Here is an 18684-nt window from a genome sequence, read left to right as displayed (position 1 = left end):
CAAAGAACATCAAGTAAATTAGTGTTGGAATGCTTCCAGCCTGCCAAATCCAAAAAAATAACTTGCCCTTGTCCATTTTATTCCCTTTTATTTATAACTCCGCTCATGGCGCACCATCACACCAATGATCGATATTTTATGGTCTCTTGAGGATATTGTTGGATAGTCTGGATTTAATGGAACTAGCTCAAATTCTTCACGTCCATATTCATCATACCCAATTACCCGGTATTTTTTGAAAGTGGCTTCATAGGATCCATTCTGAGCAATAACAAATGAACCGGGTTGTGGTGCTAAAGATGCATCAATTACAAGTGAATCACCTGGTAAAAATTCAGGTGCCATACTCATTCCTTCAACCGTCAAACCAAAGACATCAGAAGGTTTTGCACTTTGATAAGTCGTATAGGTTCTATCTTTAGGATTGATTCCGTCATATTCAACGGTTCCAAATAGACCAGCTTGAACAAAGTCCAAAACAGGAATTTCCATAACTGGCAGGTTATTAAAACTTACGTTACTGAACTCAGATTTTATTTCTTCATCAGTAGGTTTGCCGATACCAGTAGCTAACCATTTTGAATTTACCTTTAGGAATTGGGCTGCACGAATCAGGTTCGGGCCTTCCATATTTTTCGATTTACCAGAAAGCCAATCACTAACAGATGGTGGCTTTACCCCAACGGCGCGTGCAAGTTCGACCCCCTTAATTTTCTTAGGTGGTAAAACTTCCATGGCATATTTAAGACGTTCAGCAAGTGTTTTCATTAGGAAATCCTAACACGAAATAAATTAGGTATTCCTATTGAATAAAAATAAGGAATGCCTAATAATTGGATAATTATTTAGGAGAACAACATGAATGATGCACAGCTTATAGAAGCTCTTGGTGGACCAGCTGCCGTTGCTCGATTACTTGGGATCAGAGTTCCATCAGTGAGCGGATGGAAGAAAATCCCTACTGAAAGAAAAATCAGACTTGCTGTTATTGCTGAGGATCGTGGCCTTTCGACCAGAAAAGAACTTTTCCCAGATACCTATCAAGATATTTGGATTGAACTGCGTGATAAGGCTGTGTGAGGTAAATGGCATGTCTGAAAAATTAACTGAAAGTATCACGTTCAAATGCACGTATGACGAAAAGCGCGACTTGGAAGCAATTGCTAGATCTGAAAACAAAACTCTGTCTGAGCATATAAGAAGCTTGGGCATATCAAATATTTCTGAAGTTCGGGAACGTTTAAATAATCTCGCATCTCTTATGCGTCTGACCACAGATACCGTAGACACGCCTATTTTTGAATTAACACCTGAACCGCTACCAAAACCTACAGGCACAAAAAAAGCCCAACTGCTCGAACAGATGGACTTTCTTGCCGTTCACTCGAAAGTAAACGAGGCATGTAACGAATGTTGAATTTAGCACAAAGCATGTTCCAAAAGAAAGATCAAAGTGGGGAAATTGCTCCAGTTATCAATTTCCCAAAGCCTTCATTAATTCAAGAGGCGATTGTGGATACTCGTAAAGAAGACGGCTTCACGCCGTTGCCTAATTTTATTTGTGATGAAGGCTATTTGGCTGTTCTTGATGGGGATGCCCTCAAGTGCCTGGTGTTCTTAAACCGTTATGTTCGCGGCTTTCATCTAGATAGTAAAGGAATGCCTGAAACTTTAATCAAGAAGATTACTGGCATTAAAGACGGGCGTACTGTTCAAAAATATATGTCTCATTTGGCCAAGTATCAGCTAATCAAGATCCAAAAGGAAAAGGGTAAAAGCAACATCTACTTTCTTACTTTTGAAGACCGACTACCTACACAGCATGTGGGTACTTTGGATGTACCTACACAGCAAGTACCTACATCCGATGTGGGTAGTCTACCTACACATGATGTGGGTAGTAGTACCTACATGGCATGTGGGTCTTATAAAGAAATATATTTAAAAGAAAATATTAAAGAAAATAATAATTATAAAGCGCCGTCCGATTTTGTTCCTCAGGATCGTGGTGCTTTGAATTTTATTGACTACCACTCTGACGATCCAAAGCTGTACACGCTGAAAGATCTATCTGGGACCTACCCAATCAAACAGGATTTCATGGCTCAAGCAGCTGTGAGTTTTCCAAAGCTGTCACAAGCCATCGTACTTGAACAACTCAAAGAGCTGGCGCAATGGTCAGTTGGTCAACCTGAACGTATTTCTCAAAAATGGATGACCACCTGGTTGAACTGGTTACGCAATTACCAACCTGCAAAACCGAAGACAGAGTCAAAACAACCTAAGGCTGAACAACCAAAACGCCATCGCTATGGCCAAGGAGTAGTTGCACGAGGTGAATCATGAGCAATATTCAATTATTCCAGGACGCATTCGTTGTTGATTTTCCAGCTGAGATTGCAGATCAGGTCTTAGGTCGGATGCAAGCGCTGTACGGTGAAATGTTCGATAAGAAATTCGGAAATATCAATCCAGCAGAGCTGCAATTCACTGTTTGCACAGTGTTGAACGGTTTAAAACCTGCAGAGTTACGCCGTGGTTTAGAGCGTATGAATTCTGAAAAATGGTGTCCATCACTTCCTGAATTTCGTTCTTGGTGTGTGCATGACGGCGACTGGTGGACAGCTGAACAAGCATGGGCCAAAGCTTTAAATTTTGAAGCAGATCCGACCAATAAGATCACGACATTGGCCAAGCGTGCACTGGATGAAGTACGCCACATACTCAAAACCGAAGGCCAGAAAGCAGCTCATGCAGCATTCAGAGATATTTACAGCGATTACCTGGACAAAGCTAAGAAATCCGGCCGTATTCAAGTGATGTATGTACCACCAGCAAAATCAGTAGCGATTGAGCATAACGAAAAGAATCGTAAAGGCGTGCCATGTCCACCTGAATTGGCGGCAAAAGTGAAAGGTGTTTTTAATCGTACAGGGGGTGCAGCATGATTAGTAAATCTCATAGCCATATGTTTGAGCAAACCCTTGAAATTATGCTGTTCATCACGTTCCGGACAAATAAAACCTATGTGATAGATGTTCTGGAGCAAGTGGTTTCAGGTGTAAGCGAAAGAACTGTGTGTAGGTATTTATCCTCGCTTGAGGATCTTGGCTATGTCACAGGCGATAAAAAGAGCCCACAAGGCTTCCTGCCAACTGAAAAATCAAAACAACTGTTTGGGGCTGGTACATGACTGGAACCTGTTGGAGTGAAAAACAGTTAGAAGTTCATTTGAATAAGCATAATTTGCGCAAGGAATGCGCGTCAGTGCAATTTAAAAACAAAATTGAAGCAAAGATACATGAAGCAGAACAAAACGCCGTAGAAGCGAAACTAGAGCGAAATAGCGTAGGGGGTGAAAAAGTTATTTTAGATTTTAATTTGCCGGCTATTCCTCCATCAGTAAACCACTATTGGAAGAAATCTGGACGCGGTTTCAAGTTGAGTGACGAGGCAAGAGATTTTCACGATCTGGTCAGCATGTTGGTACCGCCAACCAGAACAGCAGCACGGTTAAAACTGGAGGTGACGTTTCATTTTCCAAATCGGTTAAGACGGGATATCGATAATTACTTGAAAGCAACGATTGATAGCCTGGTGAAGTGTGAATTTTGCGTAGATGACGAACAGTTTGATGAGCTGATAGTACGCCGGGGTAATGTGGTTAAAGGCGGATTACTCAAAATAAAAGTGATGGAAATTTAAAGTGAATATAGGGGTTGCTATGGGAAGTTCTATGGGGCTGCAACTAGTGGGCGGAGAGTGTGGAGAGGGGGTATATACGAACGACCCTCGCGCGCGCGCGCGTTTTATCAATCTGCATACCAAAAAGAAGGTCAAAGAGTTCAAGTTAAAACTTCGAAATTACAAACGTCCGGACTTCAATCGAATGATCCTGGACTTAGGCAAATGCGGCTGGACACACGAAAAGATTGCAGACGTTCTGCCTGTGTCTGGTGCTTCTACAGTGTCTGAATGGGCGCGTGGTGGCGTTCCAAATTATGACAACGGCCATGCATTTATTCTGCTATGGCAAACAGAGACAGGCATTGATCGTTACCCACTGGTAGGTGAATGGATGACATACAAGTACAAGATTGGCCAGATGGATATTTTTGATGACGGCGGCCTGTGTGATCAGGTCATTGATGAGTTGGATCGGGAGTTAGGATTGTGAAGAATTATAAAAGCTTTAACCAATGGATGGGTGAGCAAGGCTTTAATGCTCTGCGTCATGCCAATTGCTGCCGTATCGCTTATGAGGGTGGTCAGGAGTCTATGAAAATTCGTATTGATGAAGTGCAAGAATCAAACCTAAATCTTGAGGGGGAGTGCGTACATCTGCAAAAGCGGATTGATGAGGCATTAGTCATTATTGAAAAACACAGTAGATACATTCCTTTTTCTGCTGAACAGGCTATCAGGGAAGCCCTGCGAGGTGGCCATGAGTAGCGATTCGGTTTTTTATATTTGCGGAACAATCCTAATTTTGGCTTGGTGGTTTAAAGAGCCAATCAGCAAGTTTATAGGGGGTTAGGATTGTGAGAGATTTTAAGGTTGGCCAAACAGTAACGCACGACAGTCCATGCTGGAAACCACAAGGCAAGCTAACCATTGTAAAAGTAGATATTGGCCGTCGTAGTGGATTAAAAATTATTACTGCGACGGATGAAAGCGGAAAGGAGTTCACTGCTGTAGAGGGGGTATTTCATGCCACCTGACTACACCCATATCGAACATGACGGCACGCCGTGGAAGGAATCCAACGGCGATTGGTTTTACTGGCGTGAATTATGGGGATGGTGTCAGTACGTCGGGCCGAAGAATAGTAATTTTTTTAATAAGTTTAGGTGATGGAATGAGCAGAGCAAAAACAGCAGAAGAAATGCGAGACATGTTATTGGCGCATTTTAGAAATTTAACCTACTACTGGTCACATCAGGAAATGTCGGATAAAGAGAAACTTGACGGGTTACTGCATTCTATTCTAGTTGCACTAGATGGACATGCTGGTGGTTTCCCTTGTTCATTGGATCTGGTTTGCCGACCACATTCAGATGATAAGCAGTTTTATATTGATGAAGGTGAGGATTGGATCGAAGATGGAATGGTTATTAATGATGATGTTCTTTTGCATGACCAATAAGCTTTTACTTAAATAACACCCAACAAACCCCAACACCCATACCCCCACAGTAACCCTATTCAATCAACCACTGAATAGGGTTTTTTTATGGCAGCTCGCAAAGTAAATACACCAGGTGCACCAGAGAAAGCACCGGAACCAGTCAGCACAGCAGAACAGGCTGATGCAGCGTTAGAGCACATCACAGGTCAGGATGCTGAATCACAAGACCAGCCTACTAATGAAACTAGTTCAGTTGGTGAACCAGTCGAACCAACTGCAGAAGAACAGGCCGCCAAAAAGGAATATGAAGAATTCCTCCAATGGCGCAAAACCAAAGGTGAATCAGTACAACCACCTACACAGCATGCACCTACATCCAATGCATCTACCGACCCAACAGCAAAGCGCACGCGCCAAGTTGTGGGCCCTAATGGTTGGATCACCGAGGAGTACTAACCATGTGTGGTGGATTCATAGGTAAGGCTATTAGCACTGTAACGGATGCCATTGGCCTGACAGATACCAAGGCAGCATCCAAGGGCTATGACGCTCAGGCAGCGGAAGCCAAAGCCCGAGCAGAAGCGCAGACAGCGGAAAACGAACAGGTGGCACAGCGTAAAAAGCGTAAGGCATCTGAAGTGCTTTCATCATCTTCTCAGGACGAGAAGAAAAGCACCTTAGGAGGCTGATATGTGTGGTGGAAAGTTAAGAGGCTTATTTGGCGGTAGCATCAAGGACTTTGGTAAAAACCTTCAGAACTACTCCAAAGACCAGGCTGCTGAAAACTCACCAGAGGCCAAGCAATCGAAACAGGACAATGCACAGGCTGCCATGAAAAAGCGTCGCGCATCGGAAGTTCTGAGTGCTGGTGATAGCAATAAAAAATCAACACTAGGCGGATAAGGCATGAGTGATCGAGCAAGTCAAATTTGCAAACGGTTAGGTGAGCTTCGGGCAGAACGTGCCAAATATGAAGCGCATTGGACTGAATGCTACAAGTACGGAGCACCTGAGCGCCAACAGTGTTTTAGCGGTAGTTCAGGTACCGAAGGCACCAGAGAGAAACAGCGTGCTGATTTGCTGGATTCTACTGCTGCCGAATCAATCCTGATCTTTGTATCTAACCTGATTGCAGGTACCACACCTGCAAACGCGATCTGGTTTAAAGCTGTGCCTGATGGTATGGACGATCAAGCAGAACTTACACCAGGTGAACACTGGCTTGAACAGGTCGCACAATTCTTATTTCGTAATATCCACGGCGCAAACTTTGACAGTGAAATCTACGACATGATCATTGATTTCGCCGTTGCTGGTTGGGGTGTGATCTATCAAGACATTGACCGTGAAAAAGGCGGTGGCTTCACATACCAGTGCTGGCCAATTGGTGAATGCTTTATTGCTTCTACACGTTCAGATGGGCAAGTAGATACGATTTATCGCGAATACACCAAAACCGCTGCACAGCTGGTCAATGAATTTGGTGAACACAAGGTAAGTGATGCAGTGCGTAACACCTACCTGACACGGCCAGATGACCGTTTCAAGATTGTGCATGTGATTGAGCCGCGTAAGGTCAAAGCATCAATGAACAATCGTGTATTGCTGCCAAAGAATATGCCGTTTGCTTCATATCATGTGGAAGTGGATGGGAAAAATATCCTGAAGGAATCAGGCTATAACGAATTTCCTTGTGCGGTACCACGTTTTAGAAAGATCCCGGGCAGCGTGTACGGAATCGGCATCATGTCTACGGCGTTACCAGATGCTAAATCAGCCAATGCTTTGATGCGTGACACCTTACGCAGTGCTGAGATTGATGTGCTTGGTTTTTGGATTGCTGAAGATGACGGCATTTTAAACCCACGTACTGTACGTATCGGTGGCGGCAAGATCGTTACTGCAGGAAAAGTGGATGCAATGAAACGTCTTGATAGTGGTCGGGGCTTTCAGGTCGCAGATCCATTGCTAGATCGTATTCAGTCCAGCATCCGCCGTAAGTTGATGGCGGACAGCCTGCAGCAACACTACAACACACCTCCGACAGCAGCAGAGATTTATGCACGTGTCGATATGATCCGGCAGCAGCTCGGGCCGTTATATGGCCGTGCACAAGCTGAATTACTGGTTCCTATCCTTGATCGTGCTTTTGGTCTGGCATATCGGGCAGAAGCATTAGGCGAAGCACCAGAGGATCTACAAGGTCGTAACCTTTCATTCAAGTTTATTTCACCACTGGCACGTGCTCAGAAGCTTGAGGAAGTGGCCAGTATTGAACGTCTAATGGCTTCACTTGGCTCAATTATTGAAGTCGCTCCGGATGCACTGGACAACATCAATCTTGATGCGGTACCGCAAGTACTGGCAGCTGGTCTAGGTGCACCAACTTCAATCATGCGTACCACTGATGAACTTCAGGCGTACCGTGAACAGAAAGCACAGGCACAACAGCAGGCAGCAGCACAGGAACAAGAAGCTGCTATGGCACAGCAAGTAACAGGAGCTGTAGCAAATGCAGCAGGCAAAGGTCTGGAAGCACAAATGGTTAGTGAGGTGATGCAGTAATGGAATATTTAGTTGGAGCGCTATGTTTCTTGTTGGTGATCTTTATTTGGCTACTTGTCAATCATGAACAAAAAGTGGCTGATGCAATTACCTATAAACGAAAGATTGAAGTGTTAAAGGACACAGAAGCCAAGCTGCGTGCACGTCTTGCTGAGGCTGAAGCCAAAGTTAAACAGCCTGAATCTGATTTCAGTGAACTCATTGCCGAACAAGAGGACGAATTGGGCTTTGGCCATCACGTTAAATGGCGTTCACACCGAAAGCCAACGGCGCTGACCTATCAGATGCATTTCGATATGGACGTTAATGGCCAACGAATTTTAGAAGAACTCACCGTGCGGTTTAAACGCAATGCTTTCACTGACAACGAACGTGAGACATGCCGCCGTTTAGGCCGTGCCGAAGTCGTGGACTTCATTATCAACCGAATTAACACAGCAAATGACCCTCGCTATGACGAGAGCTTAGAACTAGCACACATGGAGCAAGACAATGGATAAACAACAAACAGCAAACACACCAGACGTTCAAACAAATGAACAAACTCAGACTGCAACACCACCTGCAGCAACAGAAGCGCAAACGGTGCCAGGTACTGAGACAACACAGCAGAATCCTGGTGAACAAGAAACGCAAACAACTGAAACAGATCCAGCTACGGCGGTACCAGAATCTGCCGATGCTTATTCAGTTGAAATTGATGGCTTCGATTTTGATGCATTTAAAGCGGATAACGCTGAAGTGCTGCAATCATTCCATGCTGAAGGCATGACCAACAAGCAAGTTGAAGCAGTTGTTAAGGCCTATGAACAGCATCAATCCGTGCAAATGGAAGCCCTGCAGCAAGAATGGGGCAATGACTTTGGTGTGAATGTGAATCTGGCTAAACAGGCCATTGAAGCACTAGGTTTTCAGGCTTCAGATCTGGACTCACCGATTGGTGCGTTAAAGCTGGCAGCTGCTATTGGCAAGCATATTCAGGAAGATTTACCACCTTCTAACACACAGCAAAACGTTGGTGAATCAGTTCAACAATTAATGATGTCGGAAGCCTACTTGAACGACAAGCATCCAGACCATAAACGCGTCTATGCACAGGTTGAACAGGCTTATGCGAAGCAATATCAATAAGGGGGATTTAGCCAATGGCTAACCAAAACAAAATCACAGCGGCGTTTGTTCAACAGTTCCATGACACATACGACGTTGCGGCACAGCAAAACGAATCACGACTGCTTAAAACCGTTGTGAACCGTGGAAAAATTGAAGGTGAGTCATTCACCATCAATGACATGGGCACAGTGGAAATGCAGGCTTCTGGTGCTCGCTATGGCGACACTCAGTGGACGCATCCGGATGTGGGTGTGCGTACCGCGTTAATGTCTGATTGGGATCTATTCATTCCAATTGAACCGCGTGACCTGCCTAAGCTAAAAGCAATGCCACAAGACAAATATATGAAGTTATTGATCAGCGCACGTGAACGCAAGATTGACGACATTATTTATACAGCGCTTGTTGGTCCAGTGACTCGCAAAGTAGTAGACGATGCCGGTACAGCAACTGTTTCGACGGTAAATCTGCCAGCAGGTCAAATCATTGCACCGGCTTTCGGTACGCTGAAGCAGCAAATCACCAAAGCAAAATCACTATTCCGTGCGAACGAATGTGATGAGCAGAACGGTGAAGAAATCTTTATCACGTACACATCGGATGTTCTTAACGCATTCTTGAACGACACCGTTTTGACCAACTCGGATCACGTCAACGTTCAGATGTTGCAGAACGGTGCAGTAGGTCACAAGTGGTTAGGTGTGACTTGGGTTGCTTATGAAAAAGTAGGTCAAGGCGCTACAGCTGGAACCAAGCGTTTGGCAATGTACTGTAAGTCTGCCGTTCATTTCGGTGATGCAGATATTACTAGCTTCGATATCTCGACTCGTCCGGATAAGAAGAACGTAAAACAGGTTGGTGGTGTTCATTCATTTGGTGCTGGTCGTGCCAATGAGAAGAAAGTCGTAGCGATTGACTACACACCGGCTTAACTAAAGGGGCTTTGGCTCGGCATCTTGGGCATGGGGTGTCGGGTCTTTTTTATAAGGAGCAGCCAAAATGATTCAACTTCTGATGTGTCTTTTTGGTTTTCATGGTGCGACTGAGATTGGTACTGATGCCAAGCCAGAGTGCCGCAATTGTTTGAAAGAAGTTAAATAGGATAAAAATCATGACTGAAGAACTAGGCAATAGCGTTTGGGGTGCTGAGATTCACACTGACCATAATGGCGTATCAGTAACTCATCAATTATTCGTTGACCCTGAAAAAGAAGGTGATGAGCCAACTAAACTTCCTGCTGGCCACTTTTATGACGTGATTGCCGGTGAAACCATTACCCCTATTCATTTCCAGAATGGGCCCGTGAAAGAAAACGGTGTGAATGGCGCAACCAGTGAAGCATTGCTTGCTATCCTGATCCACCGCACAAAAGTTTTGAATGATAACTTTCCATGTGATGAAAATAAGCGTGCTATTTCATATATGGAAAATGCATTGGCTTTGTTTGAGCAGCGTACGCGCGATCGTCAAAAACGTGGTGTGGAAGGATTTAACAAAGTCTAACACCCAACAAACCTAATCAAAGAAGCCTTCAAGATCATTAAAACTTGAGGGCTTTTTTATGTCTATTACAACCAGAACATCTATCGTCAATCATGCTTTAAGCCTGATCGGGGATAGCAACATTGCATCTTTTGATGAGAACACAGCACGTGCTGAACGCTGCCGCAGTATCTATGACCAGGTGCGGAAATCAATTCTCCGTGATCATCCTTGGTCATGTGCAAAAAAACGTACCATTCTTGCACCGGTCACCACATATCCGGCCTTTGGTTATACCCATTCTTTCCCATTACCGCGTGATTTCATCCGGATCATTAGTGCCAATACAGAAAAATATGAGGTCGAGAATCGCTACATTCTAGCCAATACCAACCGGATCAACCTTGAATATATTTTTGACAACGATAACGAAGATTCTTGGGATTCAATGCTGGTGGAAGCTATGTCACTCAAGATGGCCGCTAAGCTATGCAAACCGAATACCGGTAGTGATGCAGCAGGACAATCGGCAGAAGCGCAGTACCGTGATCTGATCAAGCGTGCACGTACGATCAATGCACAAGAACGACCTTCTGAAGACATGGTGTATGAGGAATCACGCTATATTGGGAGTCGCTACTAATGAAGCAATGGCTACTTAAAAATAACCTGTCCAGTGGCGAGCTGTCACCGTTACTGCATACGCGAACTGATGTGCAGCAATATGCCAACGGCGCTAAAAAACTATTGAATGCAATTCCATTGGTAGAGGGTGGAGCAAAGAAACGACCAGGTACTAAATATCGGGGTATCTTCGCTGGTGCATTGCGCCTGATCCCTTTTGTACCGAACTCGGATAATCCATTTCTATTGATCTTGGGCATTAATACACTGCAGGTGTATGACCCTTTAACGCAATCTGTAGTCCATACAGGAAGTACGCCGTACAACACAATGGCCAAAGTTGCACAGATCCAGGTGGCACACTCACGCTATCGCATGTTCTTTGTTCAGGGTGATCATCCGGTGCATCGCCTGGTCTGTAGTAAGGACTTTGACAACTGGAACTTTGATCAATTTACCTTTGTTACAGCACCGGTGGATGAGATTAATACCACACCCAACGTGGCATTGAAGCCAAATGGCACAGATGTTGGTAAAACCATTACCTTAACCGCTTCATCATATCCAAACTGGAAAAATACTGAAAACTACATCATTGGTGAGCGTGTTATTCATCTGCTTAAAACATGGGAAGCGGTCGCAGACAACTCTGCATCCGAGCCGACGGATCTGAATGATAAGTGGCAGGAAGTCGCCTGGTATGACATTCCAGTCTTTAATGCTTCTCACATTGGCGCAATTGTAAATATCAACGGTGGTCAAGTCCGTATTACCACAATCACATCGGGCACAGTGGCTTCAGGTGAGGTGCTAGTAAAACTGAATGCAGACGTTCAAGCTATTGCCAAATCATGGACCTTAAATACTGCAGCATTTACGGCAGCGACCGGCTACCCATCCACGGTGACATTCTTCAAACAGCGCCTGGTCTTTGCCAACACCAAAAACAACCCGAACCAGTTATGGGTTAGTGCAATTGGTAACGATGGTGATTTTCTGGAAGCAACGGACGATGCCAGTGCATTTTCTATGGCTTCATCTTCTGCGCAGGCAGACAATATTTTGCACCTGGCACAACGTGGTGGTGTAGTCGCACTCACTGGCGGTTCTGAGTTCCTGATCAGTTCAGCCGGTGCATTTACACCAGCATCAGCACAGATCGAACAGCACACAACCTATGGCGCACAATCCAACGTCCGTCCGTGTCTGGTCGGTAATGAGCTGCTATTTGTTCAGCGTGGCGGTAACCGTTTACGTGCGCTGTCTTATCGTTATGAGGTGGATGGTCTGGTCAGTCCGGAACTATCAGCCATTGCACCACACATTGCAGAGGATCATGGCGGTATCAAGGAACTGACCTATCAGCAAACGCCGTATAGCTTGGTGTGGATGGTACTCAATGATGGCATGGTGGCTAGCATTACTTTAAACCGTGATCAGGAAATGAATGCCTGGGCACAGCATGATTTTGGTGGATCTGTACGCTCTATCTGTGCCTTGCCTCAAGCTGCCGGCAATGATCTGTGTTTCATGCTGATTCAGCGTAAAGCATCCGTGGTACTTGAGCAGCTGGACGAAACATCATTCATGGATTGTGAGATTGCGCATAACGGCGCATTGGCAAACAGAAACCTGCATAACAGCACACAGTACCGTTTCAATAATTCAGATGGCTATTTCTACGATGACAACCAGCCAACATCAGGCACATGGTTCGCCGGTCAGCCGTTCAATATGGAAGTGGAGTTCTTGCCACCAGATCACAGCCAAGTACCAAGCACTGCAATGCTTCATAAGATTCAGGCACATGAAACGGTTTTGTATGTGCGTAATTCAATTGGTGGCCAGTGCAACCAATACGATCTGGAACACAAGTCATTTAATCAGTCTGCATTCCAGAACCTGACCTATACAGGGCCGGTCAGCGTCAGCATGAATGGCTGGTCAACCTTGCACGAAATGGAATTAAAAATAACACACAACAAACCGCTACCTTTCCACGTCCAAAGTGTAGCTATGTTGGTATCAATGAATGAGAGATAAAGATGCTTGTACGTGCAGCAACACTAGAAGATTTAGACACGCTTGTTGACTGGGGCAAGCGTCTGACCAATGAATCACCACGGTTTAAGAAACAGGGCTTTGATGAGAAACGGGCTAGAAATGTATTTGCTTATCTGATTGATAAGCACGGATCAATCCTGATGGTGACAGATGAATACTCGAATCCGGTCGGCACATTAATTGGCGCATTAGATACTGACTGGCGCACAGGGCAAACACTGGCGTATGAACAGGGGCTTTATGTCCTGCCTGAATATCGCAAATCGGGTGCAGCCAGTGATCTGATTGAAACATTCAAAGTATGGGCAGAGATGAACAAAGCAGATCGCATTCAAGTCGGTACAACCACCGGCATTTATGCTGAACGCACTGTGAAGCTGTATGAATCTCTAGGCTTTGAACTGGTCGGCTATGTTCTGGAAATGGAGGTCTAATCATGTGCAATCCAGGCGGAATCATGCAAGGCGTTCAAAACATGGCAAATGCTCAAATGGCAGATGCTGTGTCCAAAGGCAATGCCAAAACTATCAATTCAGTCGCGCGTGCAGAAGCCGAAAAGATGAAGCGGCAAGGTAAGAGCAATGCTTCAACGGCGCGTGCACAGGCTGCGGAAAATGGTGTGAATGTTGATGTAGGTGCAGCAGCAATGCTTCAGGATGAGCATATTTCTGATGCAGCCTATAACGCTTCTCTCAATATCTCCGATGCTGGATATCAATCCAAGCAGGTTCGCATGCAGGGCAAGATGCAACGTAATAATTATGCGATGCAAGCCGCTTCTGACTTCATGGGTGCGGCATCAACAGGAGGGTGGAAGTAATGGCGTTAATTCCAAAATCTCAAGGTCGCAATACATCCCAACCAGTTATGCAGCAGCACACCCCAATGACCGGACTCGGAAGTATTGGTAAGACAATCGACGGCATCATGGATGAACGCAGACGAAAATCCGATGAGGCCGATGTATCTGCCAAACGTGCAGAGCTTTATCACAATGATCTGGCAGAGAAAGAAGCCAAGGTTAAGCTGGATGATGTGCTGACCACCGAGCTATCAGAGCAAGTTACATTGCTTAAAAACGATGTGGCCAATGGTGCAATGAATGCTGATGTGGCCAATAAAACATTGCAGCAATGGTCTGAAAAGCGTTTCAAGGATATGGAAGGTGAGCTGCCCGGGCATGCACACCAGGCATTAAGTCAGCATTGGTCTAGTAATGTAACTCGTAATGCTACTGCTTTCCTGCCATTGCAGTTGAGTGCGGATAACAAAAAAGGTGAAGTGCTGGCTGATCGTTATCTTGAGATCGGCACGCGTATGGATCGTGAGGCAGGTGCGGAATACGTCAAATCCAATATTCAAAGCTTGAACATCCCGGAAGCACAAAAACAGGCACTGATTTATAAATACCAAGGCGCACGTGATCTGCAAGATATTGACGGACGTATCACCAGTGCCATTGAAAACAAGGACACGGCCAGCCTGCAGCAGCTTGTCACTGAAATGGATAACGGTGGTTTTGGTTATACAGACGGCCCAACGCTGCAACAGAAAAAAGCGCAGGTACTCAGCCGGATCGATGCACTCAATAAACAGGTTGAAGTCGAAGAAAATAAACGTCTGCAGTTAGCCGGCAAAGTTTTGAATGATTTTAAATCTCAGGTGCTGACTGGTCGTGCCTTGGATGATAGCTATCTGGCAAGTGTAGGCGGTGCAGTTGCTGGTACTGAACATGAAGGCGAATATAACTTCTACAAATCACAGTCTAATAACTTTCAAAGCTTTTCCAAGTTGTCGACACCTGAGCAGCTGAAACGTATCAATCAACAGAAAGCAGCTATGGCCAACAACAAATCAGCAGATCCAGCGACTGAGGAAAAGATTTTAGGTGTGTACGAGTCTATTCATAAGTCAAAAATGGAGATCAATAAGAACAACCCAAATCAGGCAGTACGTGAAGCAGGTTTAGAAACACATAGCCTGAATGCTGGTGAATTAAAAGCCAATCCAAAATCATTTGCGGCCAAAGCGATTGATAACGGCGTGAGTCAGTTGGCGCTTAAAGATCCAAACATTGTGGTAAAGCCAATTGCTGCAGAAGATCTACCAGAAGCCAAACAAGCGTTTGAAGCCAAGTCTGTGAATGACAAACTGGATTTTATTGGCGAACTCATCAACCAGTCTAAAGGCGTACCCAATGGCAGCAAGATCTGGTCTGCTACCATGGGCCAGCTAGGGGGTGGCGATCTATCTTATTTAATGGCTGGTGTAGCACGTGCCAATAACTATCGCTCACGTGATGGCGAGGATGTAGCGGCTGCAATCATTTCTGGTACTCAGGCGCTTAAGAATAAATCCTTGATTGTTCCAAAGGATGATTTACTGCGTTCTGAGTTCAATAAGTACGTGGGTAATTCTGTCTCCGGAGAAACGGCAAATATGTCTTATTCGGCATTTAAGTCGATCTATGTGCATCTATCTGAGCGCAATGGCTACCAGCACAAAGACAAGGACGATATGAGCAAGGATCTGGCCAAGACTGCATTAAGCATGGCGACTGGTGGCGTATATGAACAAGGCGTGAAGTACGGCAATCAAAAGACATGGAAGGTATCGAAGCCATACGGCATGGATGATGACCGTTTTGAACAGATACTGGATACACGCTATGCGGCTATATCCCAGAAATACCAGATTTCAGAAGCTGCACTCAAGGATTTGCGTTTACGTCGTGAGCGTAAAAGCGGGCCAAAAGGTCAGATCCGTTATGGCCTGATCAATGAACGTGGTGAAGCGCTGTTTTATATGAACATGCCTGATGGAGTGACCAAGTAATGAGTAACTGGTTATCTGAATACTCGCCTGAAGAACAAAAACAGGTTGATGAAGTCAATGCCAAAGGACTGGCACACAAGCCAACCGAAACAACGGAAGATTCCAGCGGCCTGTTTAGTCTGGCTGCACCGGTGCGCGGTATGGGTGCAGGCTTTGCCAAGGTAGGTGATGCGATTGCTGCGCCTATTGATGCTGTAGTGGATCGTGTGGGCTATTCATTCAAGGATGTAGGCACGGAAGAATTTATCGAGCCATATTCTGCCTATAAGGAGCGTAAGCAGAAGGCGCGTGATGATCTGGTATATGAATCGATTGATTATCTGCAAGACAAAGAGAATACCGGCACGATTGGCAACATTGCATTTAGCCTGGGCGACTATGCTACACGTGCAGCATTGGGTAGCGCCGTTGGTGGTATCGCTGGTGCTGCGGCTGTAACCGGTGGATCTGAGACCAACTATGTCTATGGTGACTTAACCCGTGACGGTGTGGATGAAGAAACCGCTTTAAAAGTCGCTTTGACTGATGGTGCGGTGGCTGCCGTATCAACTGCATTGCCTATGTCCTATGGTTTTAAAGGCACAGGTGGAGTCGTTAAAGATGGTCTGCTTTCCGTTGGTGGTGCATCTGGCCTATCCATTGGTGGCCAAGCTATATCGGGTGCAATTCTTAAATCTGAAGGCTACGACAAACAGGCGAAAAAATACGAAATCACAAACGAATCAGTCACCACAGATATTGGGCTAAATATTCTATTTTTTGGTGCAGCACGTGGTGCAGGTAAGTATTTCAATAATCCCGATGTCACACCAGAACAGCAGCAGGCAGCATTGGTTTTAAATGAATTGGAGTTTGAGGAAACACTGGCACCAGTGAAGCCAGCCAATCCGATTCAGGCCAATAATCATTATAAAAATATGGATGATGCAACTGAAGCAATTCGCATGGGTCGGCCGGTAAACGTGGTGCATCCGGTGAGGGGTGAGGAAAAGCAGAAGCCTGTTAATTACGACACCATGGCTCTACCAACCAATGCCAAAACGATTGCACGTAAAGCACAACAGGCCGGGATTCCTCCAAATGTAGCTTTAACCATTGCCCATATTGAAACAGGCGGTTCATTCAGCCATACAGCCAAGAATCCAACATCATCCGCACATGGTCTGTTTCAGGTGCTGGATAAGTCGTGGAGTAACTTGGGCGGTGGTGATCGATCTAATATTGATGAGCAGATTCGCATTGGCTTCAAGCACATGAAGCAGGCAGAAAGCCATATCAAGAAAAGTATTGGCCGTGAGCTGCAACCGCATGAGCATTATTTAGGGCATTTACTGGGACCAGGTGGAGCGTCTGCAGTATTAAAAGCAGATCCGAATGCAAAGCTGATCGATGTTGTACGTAAATACGATCCAAAGAATGCTGATGCAGTTGTGGCCAATAATGCCATGCAAGGCATGACAGTCGGGCAGGCAATCGGCAAATGGCGTAACAAGTGGAACAGTCTAAGCGCTCGATATGGTGGCAATGGTACCAGCACTGCAATCGGCATGGATGGCTCAAGCTATGACATGGCTTATGAGGTCAAATCACTGGATGAACTGATTGCATCAAATGATCTGGCCTATGGGGTGAATCCGCTTTATCCATCTGAACTACAACCACGTGACCGTACCCGGGAAGCATCACGTCAACAGATTGAACGTATGGCAGAGGATCTGCGACCTGAGTTGCTTGGCGAATCTCCAAAGCTGTCTGATGGTGCGCCGATTATCGGCATGGATAATGTGGTGGAGTCTGGCAACGGTCGTACACTGGCCATTGCAAAGGCTTATGAATCTGGCCGTGCTGAAGAATATCGGGCATTTCTGGAACAATATGCAGCAGAGCGCGGCATTGATATTGCTGGTATCAATAATCCTGTTTTAGTCCGGACACGCTTAACCGATACCGACCGTACGCAATTCGCGAAACTGGCCAATGAATCGGACATTGCGCAGTACTCCGCAACCGAACGTGCTGTGAGTGACTCGGATCGTCTGCCTGATGCCTCTTTGTTAAAGATCAACAATGATGGCTCAATTAATTTAGATGGCTCTATGGACTTTGTACGCGGTTTTGTGGGGTCATTGCCAAAGTCAGAACAGGGCACAGTGATTACCGGTGACGGACGATTAAGCCAGGAAGGGAAACGCCGTATTGAATCTGCGATTATGCAGCGTGCTTATGATGATTCTTCACTGATTGGCCGTATGGCTGAGAATCTGGATGATGACAGTAAGACTGTATTGAATGCCTTGTTACGTGCTGCACCGCAATTGGCACAGCTTGATAGTTTAGTGAAACAAGGTGGCCGTCATCAAAACACTTTGGCCAAAGATCTGGCACAGGCAGCGCAAAAGCTCAGTGATCTGAAAGCCAATGGCCAGACCGTACCGGATTATCTAAACCAAGGTCAGCTTCTCGATGATGGACTTTCACCTGGTGCGCGTGATTTCCTGAATGTCTTTGACCAGAACAAGCGTAGTACAAAAGCTATTGGTGAGAATATTCAATCTAGGATTGATGAAATTGATGCAATGGGCGATCCGCGACAAGGTTCGCTGTTTGGTGATGGTCCAGAAGAATCAGCCGCTTTAGACATTATCATGCAGAATCCAGATCAGCAGATTTCTGTTAGCCGTATGCGACCGGATGGAGAAATGGAAGAAATTACCATGTCTTTACGTGAACGACTGGATGAGCTGGAAGCGGAAGCACGTCAGGCGCAAGAGGATACTTTGGCAGCTCAGACAGCGATTAGCTGTGCTTTACAGTTTGGGGAATAATTTTATTTTTCAAACTTTAAAGACATGTTTTGTTCACTTTATAATTT

25 protein-coding genes are annotated in these 18684 nt (G+C 45.4%); 24 read left to right on the top strand and 1 reads right to left on the bottom strand.

The window, feature by feature from the left end; translation table 11 throughout:
• Positions 1-87: 87 nt before the first annotated feature.
• The gene (locus NI468_RS01975) at positions 88-768 is read right to left on the bottom strand and encodes a LexA family protein (protein ID WP_253099407.1); all 681 of its coding nucleotides are present in this window, start codon (positions 766-768) and stop codon (positions 88-90) included.
• Positions 769-858: 90 nt separating this feature from the next.
• Here NI468_RS01975 and NI468_RS01970 point away from each other — a divergent pair, with 90 nt between their 5' ends.
• From NI468_RS01970 to NI468_RS01855, 24 genes are all read left to right on the top strand, one after another.
• Positions 859-1080, top strand: a complete 222-nt coding sequence (locus tag NI468_RS01970) for a Cro/CI family transcriptional regulator (protein ID WP_064096023.1) — start codon at positions 859-861, stop codon at positions 1078-1080.
• Between the two features lie 10 nt (positions 1081-1090).
• Complete coding sequence (locus NI468_RS01965) at positions 1091-1417, top strand: hypothetical protein (protein ID WP_253099405.1); 327 nt, start codon at positions 1091-1093, stop codon at positions 1415-1417.
• Complete coding sequence (locus NI468_RS01960) at positions 1411-2346, top strand: hypothetical protein (RefSeq protein ID WP_253099403.1); 936 nt, start codon at positions 1411-1413, stop codon at positions 2344-2346. The genes NI468_RS01965 and NI468_RS01960 overlap by 7 nt, the downstream gene beginning before the upstream one ends.
• Complete coding sequence (locus tag NI468_RS01955; RefSeq protein WP_253099401.1) at positions 2343-2948, top strand: restriction endonuclease; 606 nt, start codon at positions 2343-2345, stop codon at positions 2946-2948. The genes NI468_RS01960 and NI468_RS01955 overlap by 4 nt, the downstream gene beginning before the upstream one ends.
• Positions 2945-3193 (top strand): hypothetical protein, encoded by a 249-nt coding sequence (locus NI468_RS01950; RefSeq protein WP_253099399.1) that lies wholly within the window; start codon positions 2945-2947, stop codon positions 3191-3193. The genes NI468_RS01955 and NI468_RS01950 overlap by 4 nt, the downstream gene beginning before the upstream one ends.
• The gene (locus NI468_RS01945) at positions 3190-3705 is read left to right on the top strand and encodes a RusA family crossover junction endodeoxyribonuclease (protein ID WP_253099396.1); all 516 of its coding nucleotides are present in this window, start codon (positions 3190-3192) and stop codon (positions 3703-3705) included. The genes NI468_RS01950 and NI468_RS01945 overlap by 4 nt, the downstream gene beginning before the upstream one ends.
• Positions 3706-3724: 19 nt before the next feature.
• Positions 3725-4177, top strand: a complete 453-nt coding sequence (locus tag NI468_RS01940) for a hypothetical protein (RefSeq protein WP_253099394.1) — start codon at positions 3725-3727, stop codon at positions 4175-4177.
• Positions 4174-4452 (top strand): hypothetical protein, encoded by a 279-nt coding sequence (locus tag NI468_RS01935; protein WP_253099392.1) that lies wholly within the window; start codon positions 4174-4176, stop codon positions 4450-4452. Before NI468_RS01940 ends, NI468_RS01935 begins: the two co-directional genes overlap by 4 nt.
• Before the next feature lie 89 nt (positions 4453-4541).
• Positions 4542-4721 carry a hypothetical protein gene (locus NI468_RS01930; RefSeq protein WP_017397829.1) on the top strand — a complete coding sequence of 60 codons (180 nt, stop codon included), beginning with the start codon at positions 4542-4544 and terminating at the stop codon, positions 4719-4721.
• Between the two features lie 17 nt (positions 4722-4738).
• Complete coding sequence (locus tag NI468_RS01925; protein ID WP_253099390.1) at positions 4739-5146, top strand: hypothetical protein; 408 nt, start codon at positions 4739-4741, stop codon at positions 5144-5146.
• An 87-nt stretch (positions 5147-5233) separates the two neighbouring features.
• Positions 5234-5584 (top strand): hypothetical protein, encoded by a 351-nt coding sequence (locus tag NI468_RS01920; protein WP_253099388.1) that lies wholly within the window; start codon positions 5234-5236, stop codon positions 5582-5584.
• Between the two features lie 2 nt (positions 5585-5586).
• The gene (locus tag NI468_RS01915; protein ID WP_253099386.1) at positions 5587-5817 is read left to right on the top strand and encodes a hypothetical protein; all 231 of its coding nucleotides are present in this window, start codon (positions 5587-5589) and stop codon (positions 5815-5817) included.
• A gap of 1 nt (position 5818) precedes the next feature.
• Positions 5819-6031, top strand: a complete 213-nt coding sequence (locus tag NI468_RS01910) for a hypothetical protein (RefSeq protein ID WP_174893646.1) — start codon at positions 5819-5821, stop codon at positions 6029-6031.
• Between the two features lie 3 nt (positions 6032-6034).
• Complete coding sequence (locus tag NI468_RS01905) at positions 6035-7693, top strand: portal protein (RefSeq protein ID WP_253099384.1); 1659 nt, start codon at positions 6035-6037, stop codon at positions 7691-7693.
• A 110-nt stretch (positions 7694-7803) separates the two neighbouring features.
• Positions 7804-8193: a Bbp19 family protein gene (locus NI468_RS01900; protein WP_253099382.1), complete on the top strand. Its 390-nt coding sequence runs from the start codon at positions 7804-7806 to the stop codon at positions 8191-8193.
• A complete protein-coding gene (locus NI468_RS01895) occupies positions 8186-8824 on the top strand; it encodes a hypothetical protein (RefSeq protein WP_253099380.1) in 639 nt (212 codons plus the stop codon). Before NI468_RS01900 ends, NI468_RS01895 begins: the two co-directional genes overlap by 8 nt.
• A 14-nt stretch (positions 8825-8838) precedes the next feature.
• Positions 8839-9738 (top strand): phage capsid protein, encoded by a 900-nt coding sequence (locus NI468_RS01890; protein ID WP_253099378.1) that lies wholly within the window; start codon positions 8839-8841, stop codon positions 9736-9738.
• A gap of 179 nt (positions 9739-9917) precedes the next feature.
• Positions 9918-10310: an Acb2/Tad1 domain-containing protein gene (locus NI468_RS01885; protein ID WP_253099376.1), complete on the top strand. Its 393-nt coding sequence runs from the start codon at positions 9918-9920 to the stop codon at positions 10308-10310.
• Positions 10311-10368: 58 nt separating this feature from the next.
• Positions 10369-10932, top strand: a complete 564-nt coding sequence (locus NI468_RS01880) for a phage connector family protein (RefSeq protein WP_253099374.1) — start codon at positions 10369-10371, stop codon at positions 10930-10932.
• Complete coding sequence (locus tag NI468_RS01875; protein ID WP_253099372.1) at positions 10932-12956, top strand: phage tail protein; 2025 nt, start codon at positions 10932-10934, stop codon at positions 12954-12956. The genes NI468_RS01880 and NI468_RS01875 overlap by 1 nt, the downstream gene beginning before the upstream one ends.
• Positions 12957-12958: 2 nt before the next feature.
• Positions 12959-13411, top strand: a complete 453-nt coding sequence (locus NI468_RS01870) for a GNAT family N-acetyltransferase (protein WP_253099371.1) — start codon at positions 12959-12961, stop codon at positions 13409-13411.
• A 2-nt stretch (positions 13412-13413) separates the two neighbouring features.
• Positions 13414-13797, top strand: coding sequence for a hypothetical protein (locus NI468_RS01865; protein WP_253099369.1), 384 nt, complete (start codon positions 13414-13416; stop codon positions 13795-13797).
• Positions 13797-15812, top strand: coding sequence for a methyl-coenzyme M reductase (locus NI468_RS01860; RefSeq protein ID WP_253099361.1), 2016 nt, complete (start codon positions 13797-13799; stop codon positions 15810-15812). Before NI468_RS01865 ends, NI468_RS01860 begins: the two co-directional genes overlap by 1 nt.
• Positions 15812-18637: a lytic transglycosylase domain-containing protein gene (locus tag NI468_RS01855; protein ID WP_253099359.1), complete on the top strand. Its 2826-nt coding sequence runs from the start codon at positions 15812-15814 to the stop codon at positions 18635-18637. The genes NI468_RS01860 and NI468_RS01855 overlap by 1 nt, the downstream gene beginning before the upstream one ends.
• The last annotated feature ends 47 nt before the right edge of the window (positions 18638-18684 follow it).

Origin of the sequence: Acinetobacter lwoffii (genome assembly GCF_024129355.1) — a bacterium.
In the GTDB taxonomy this organism is placed as follows: domain Bacteria; phylum Pseudomonadota; class Gammaproteobacteria; order Pseudomonadales; family Moraxellaceae; genus Acinetobacter; species Acinetobacter lwoffii_I.
The sequence above is the reverse complement of the archived record's forward strand: the minus strand, read 5'-3'. Positions and strand labels throughout refer to the sequence as shown.

Excerpts from the sequence above, each read along its gene's own strand:
- NI468_RS01950 (WP_253099399.1), top strand. The coding sequence starts at position 2,945 with ATGATTAGTAAATCTCATAGCCATATGTTTGAGCAAACCCTTGAAATT.
- NI468_RS01860 (WP_253099361.1), top strand. The coding sequence starts at position 13,797 with ATGGCGTTAATTCCAAAATCTCAAGGTCGCAATACATCCCAACCAGTT.
- NI468_RS01890 (WP_253099378.1), top strand. The coding sequence starts at position 8,839 with ATGGCTAACCAAAACAAAATCACAGCGGCGTTTGTTCAACAGTTCCAT.
- NI468_RS01970 (WP_064096023.1), top strand. The coding sequence starts at position 859 with ATGAATGATGCACAGCTTATAGAAGCTCTTGGTGGACCAGCTGCCGTT.
- NI468_RS01975 (WP_253099407.1), bottom strand. The coding sequence starts at position 768 with ATGAAAACACTTGCTGAACGTCTTAAATATGCCATGGAAGTTTTACCA.
- NI468_RS01895 (WP_253099380.1), top strand. The coding sequence starts at position 8,186 with ATGGATAAACAACAAACAGCAAACACACCAGACGTTCAAACAAATGAA.
- NI468_RS01865 (WP_253099369.1), top strand. The coding sequence starts at position 13,414 with ATGTGCAATCCAGGCGGAATCATGCAAGGCGTTCAAAACATGGCAAAT.
- NI468_RS01915 (WP_253099386.1), top strand. The coding sequence starts at position 5,587 with ATGTGTGGTGGATTCATAGGTAAGGCTATTAGCACTGTAACGGATGCC.
- NI468_RS01870 (WP_253099371.1), top strand. The coding sequence starts at position 12,959 with ATGCTTGTACGTGCAGCAACACTAGAAGATTTAGACACGCTTGTTGAC.
- NI468_RS01905 (WP_253099384.1), top strand. The coding sequence starts at position 6,035 with ATGAGTGATCGAGCAAGTCAAATTTGCAAACGGTTAGGTGAGCTTCGG.
- NI468_RS01885 (WP_253099376.1), top strand. The coding sequence starts at position 9,918 with ATGACTGAAGAACTAGGCAATAGCGTTTGGGGTGCTGAGATTCACACT.
- NI468_RS01925 (WP_253099390.1), top strand. The coding sequence starts at position 4,739 with ATGACGGCACGCCGTGGAAGGAATCCAACGGCGATTGGTTTTACTGGC.
- NI468_RS01955 (WP_253099401.1), top strand. The coding sequence starts at position 2,343 with ATGAGCAATATTCAATTATTCCAGGACGCATTCGTTGTTGATTTTCCA.
- NI468_RS01960 (WP_253099403.1), top strand. The coding sequence starts at position 1,411 with ATGTTGAATTTAGCACAAAGCATGTTCCAAAAGAAAGATCAAAGTGGG.
- NI468_RS01910 (WP_174893646.1), top strand. The coding sequence starts at position 5,819 with ATGTGTGGTGGAAAGTTAAGAGGCTTATTTGGCGGTAGCATCAAGGAC.
- NI468_RS01940 (WP_253099394.1), top strand. The coding sequence starts at position 3,725 with ATGGGAAGTTCTATGGGGCTGCAACTAGTGGGCGGAGAGTGTGGAGAG.
- NI468_RS01920 (WP_253099388.1), top strand. The coding sequence starts at position 5,234 with ATGGCAGCTCGCAAAGTAAATACACCAGGTGCACCAGAGAAAGCACCG.
- NI468_RS01875 (WP_253099372.1), top strand. The coding sequence starts at position 10,932 with ATGAAGCAATGGCTACTTAAAAATAACCTGTCCAGTGGCGAGCTGTCA.
- NI468_RS01855 (WP_253099359.1), top strand. The coding sequence starts at position 15,812 with ATGAGTAACTGGTTATCTGAATACTCGCCTGAAGAACAAAAACAGGTT.
- NI468_RS01945 (WP_253099396.1), top strand. The coding sequence starts at position 3,190 with ATGACTGGAACCTGTTGGAGTGAAAAACAGTTAGAAGTTCATTTGAAT.
- NI468_RS01965 (WP_253099405.1), top strand. The coding sequence starts at position 1,091 with ATGTCTGAAAAATTAACTGAAAGTATCACGTTCAAATGCACGTATGAC.
- NI468_RS01880 (WP_253099374.1), top strand. The coding sequence starts at position 10,369 with ATGTCTATTACAACCAGAACATCTATCGTCAATCATGCTTTAAGCCTG.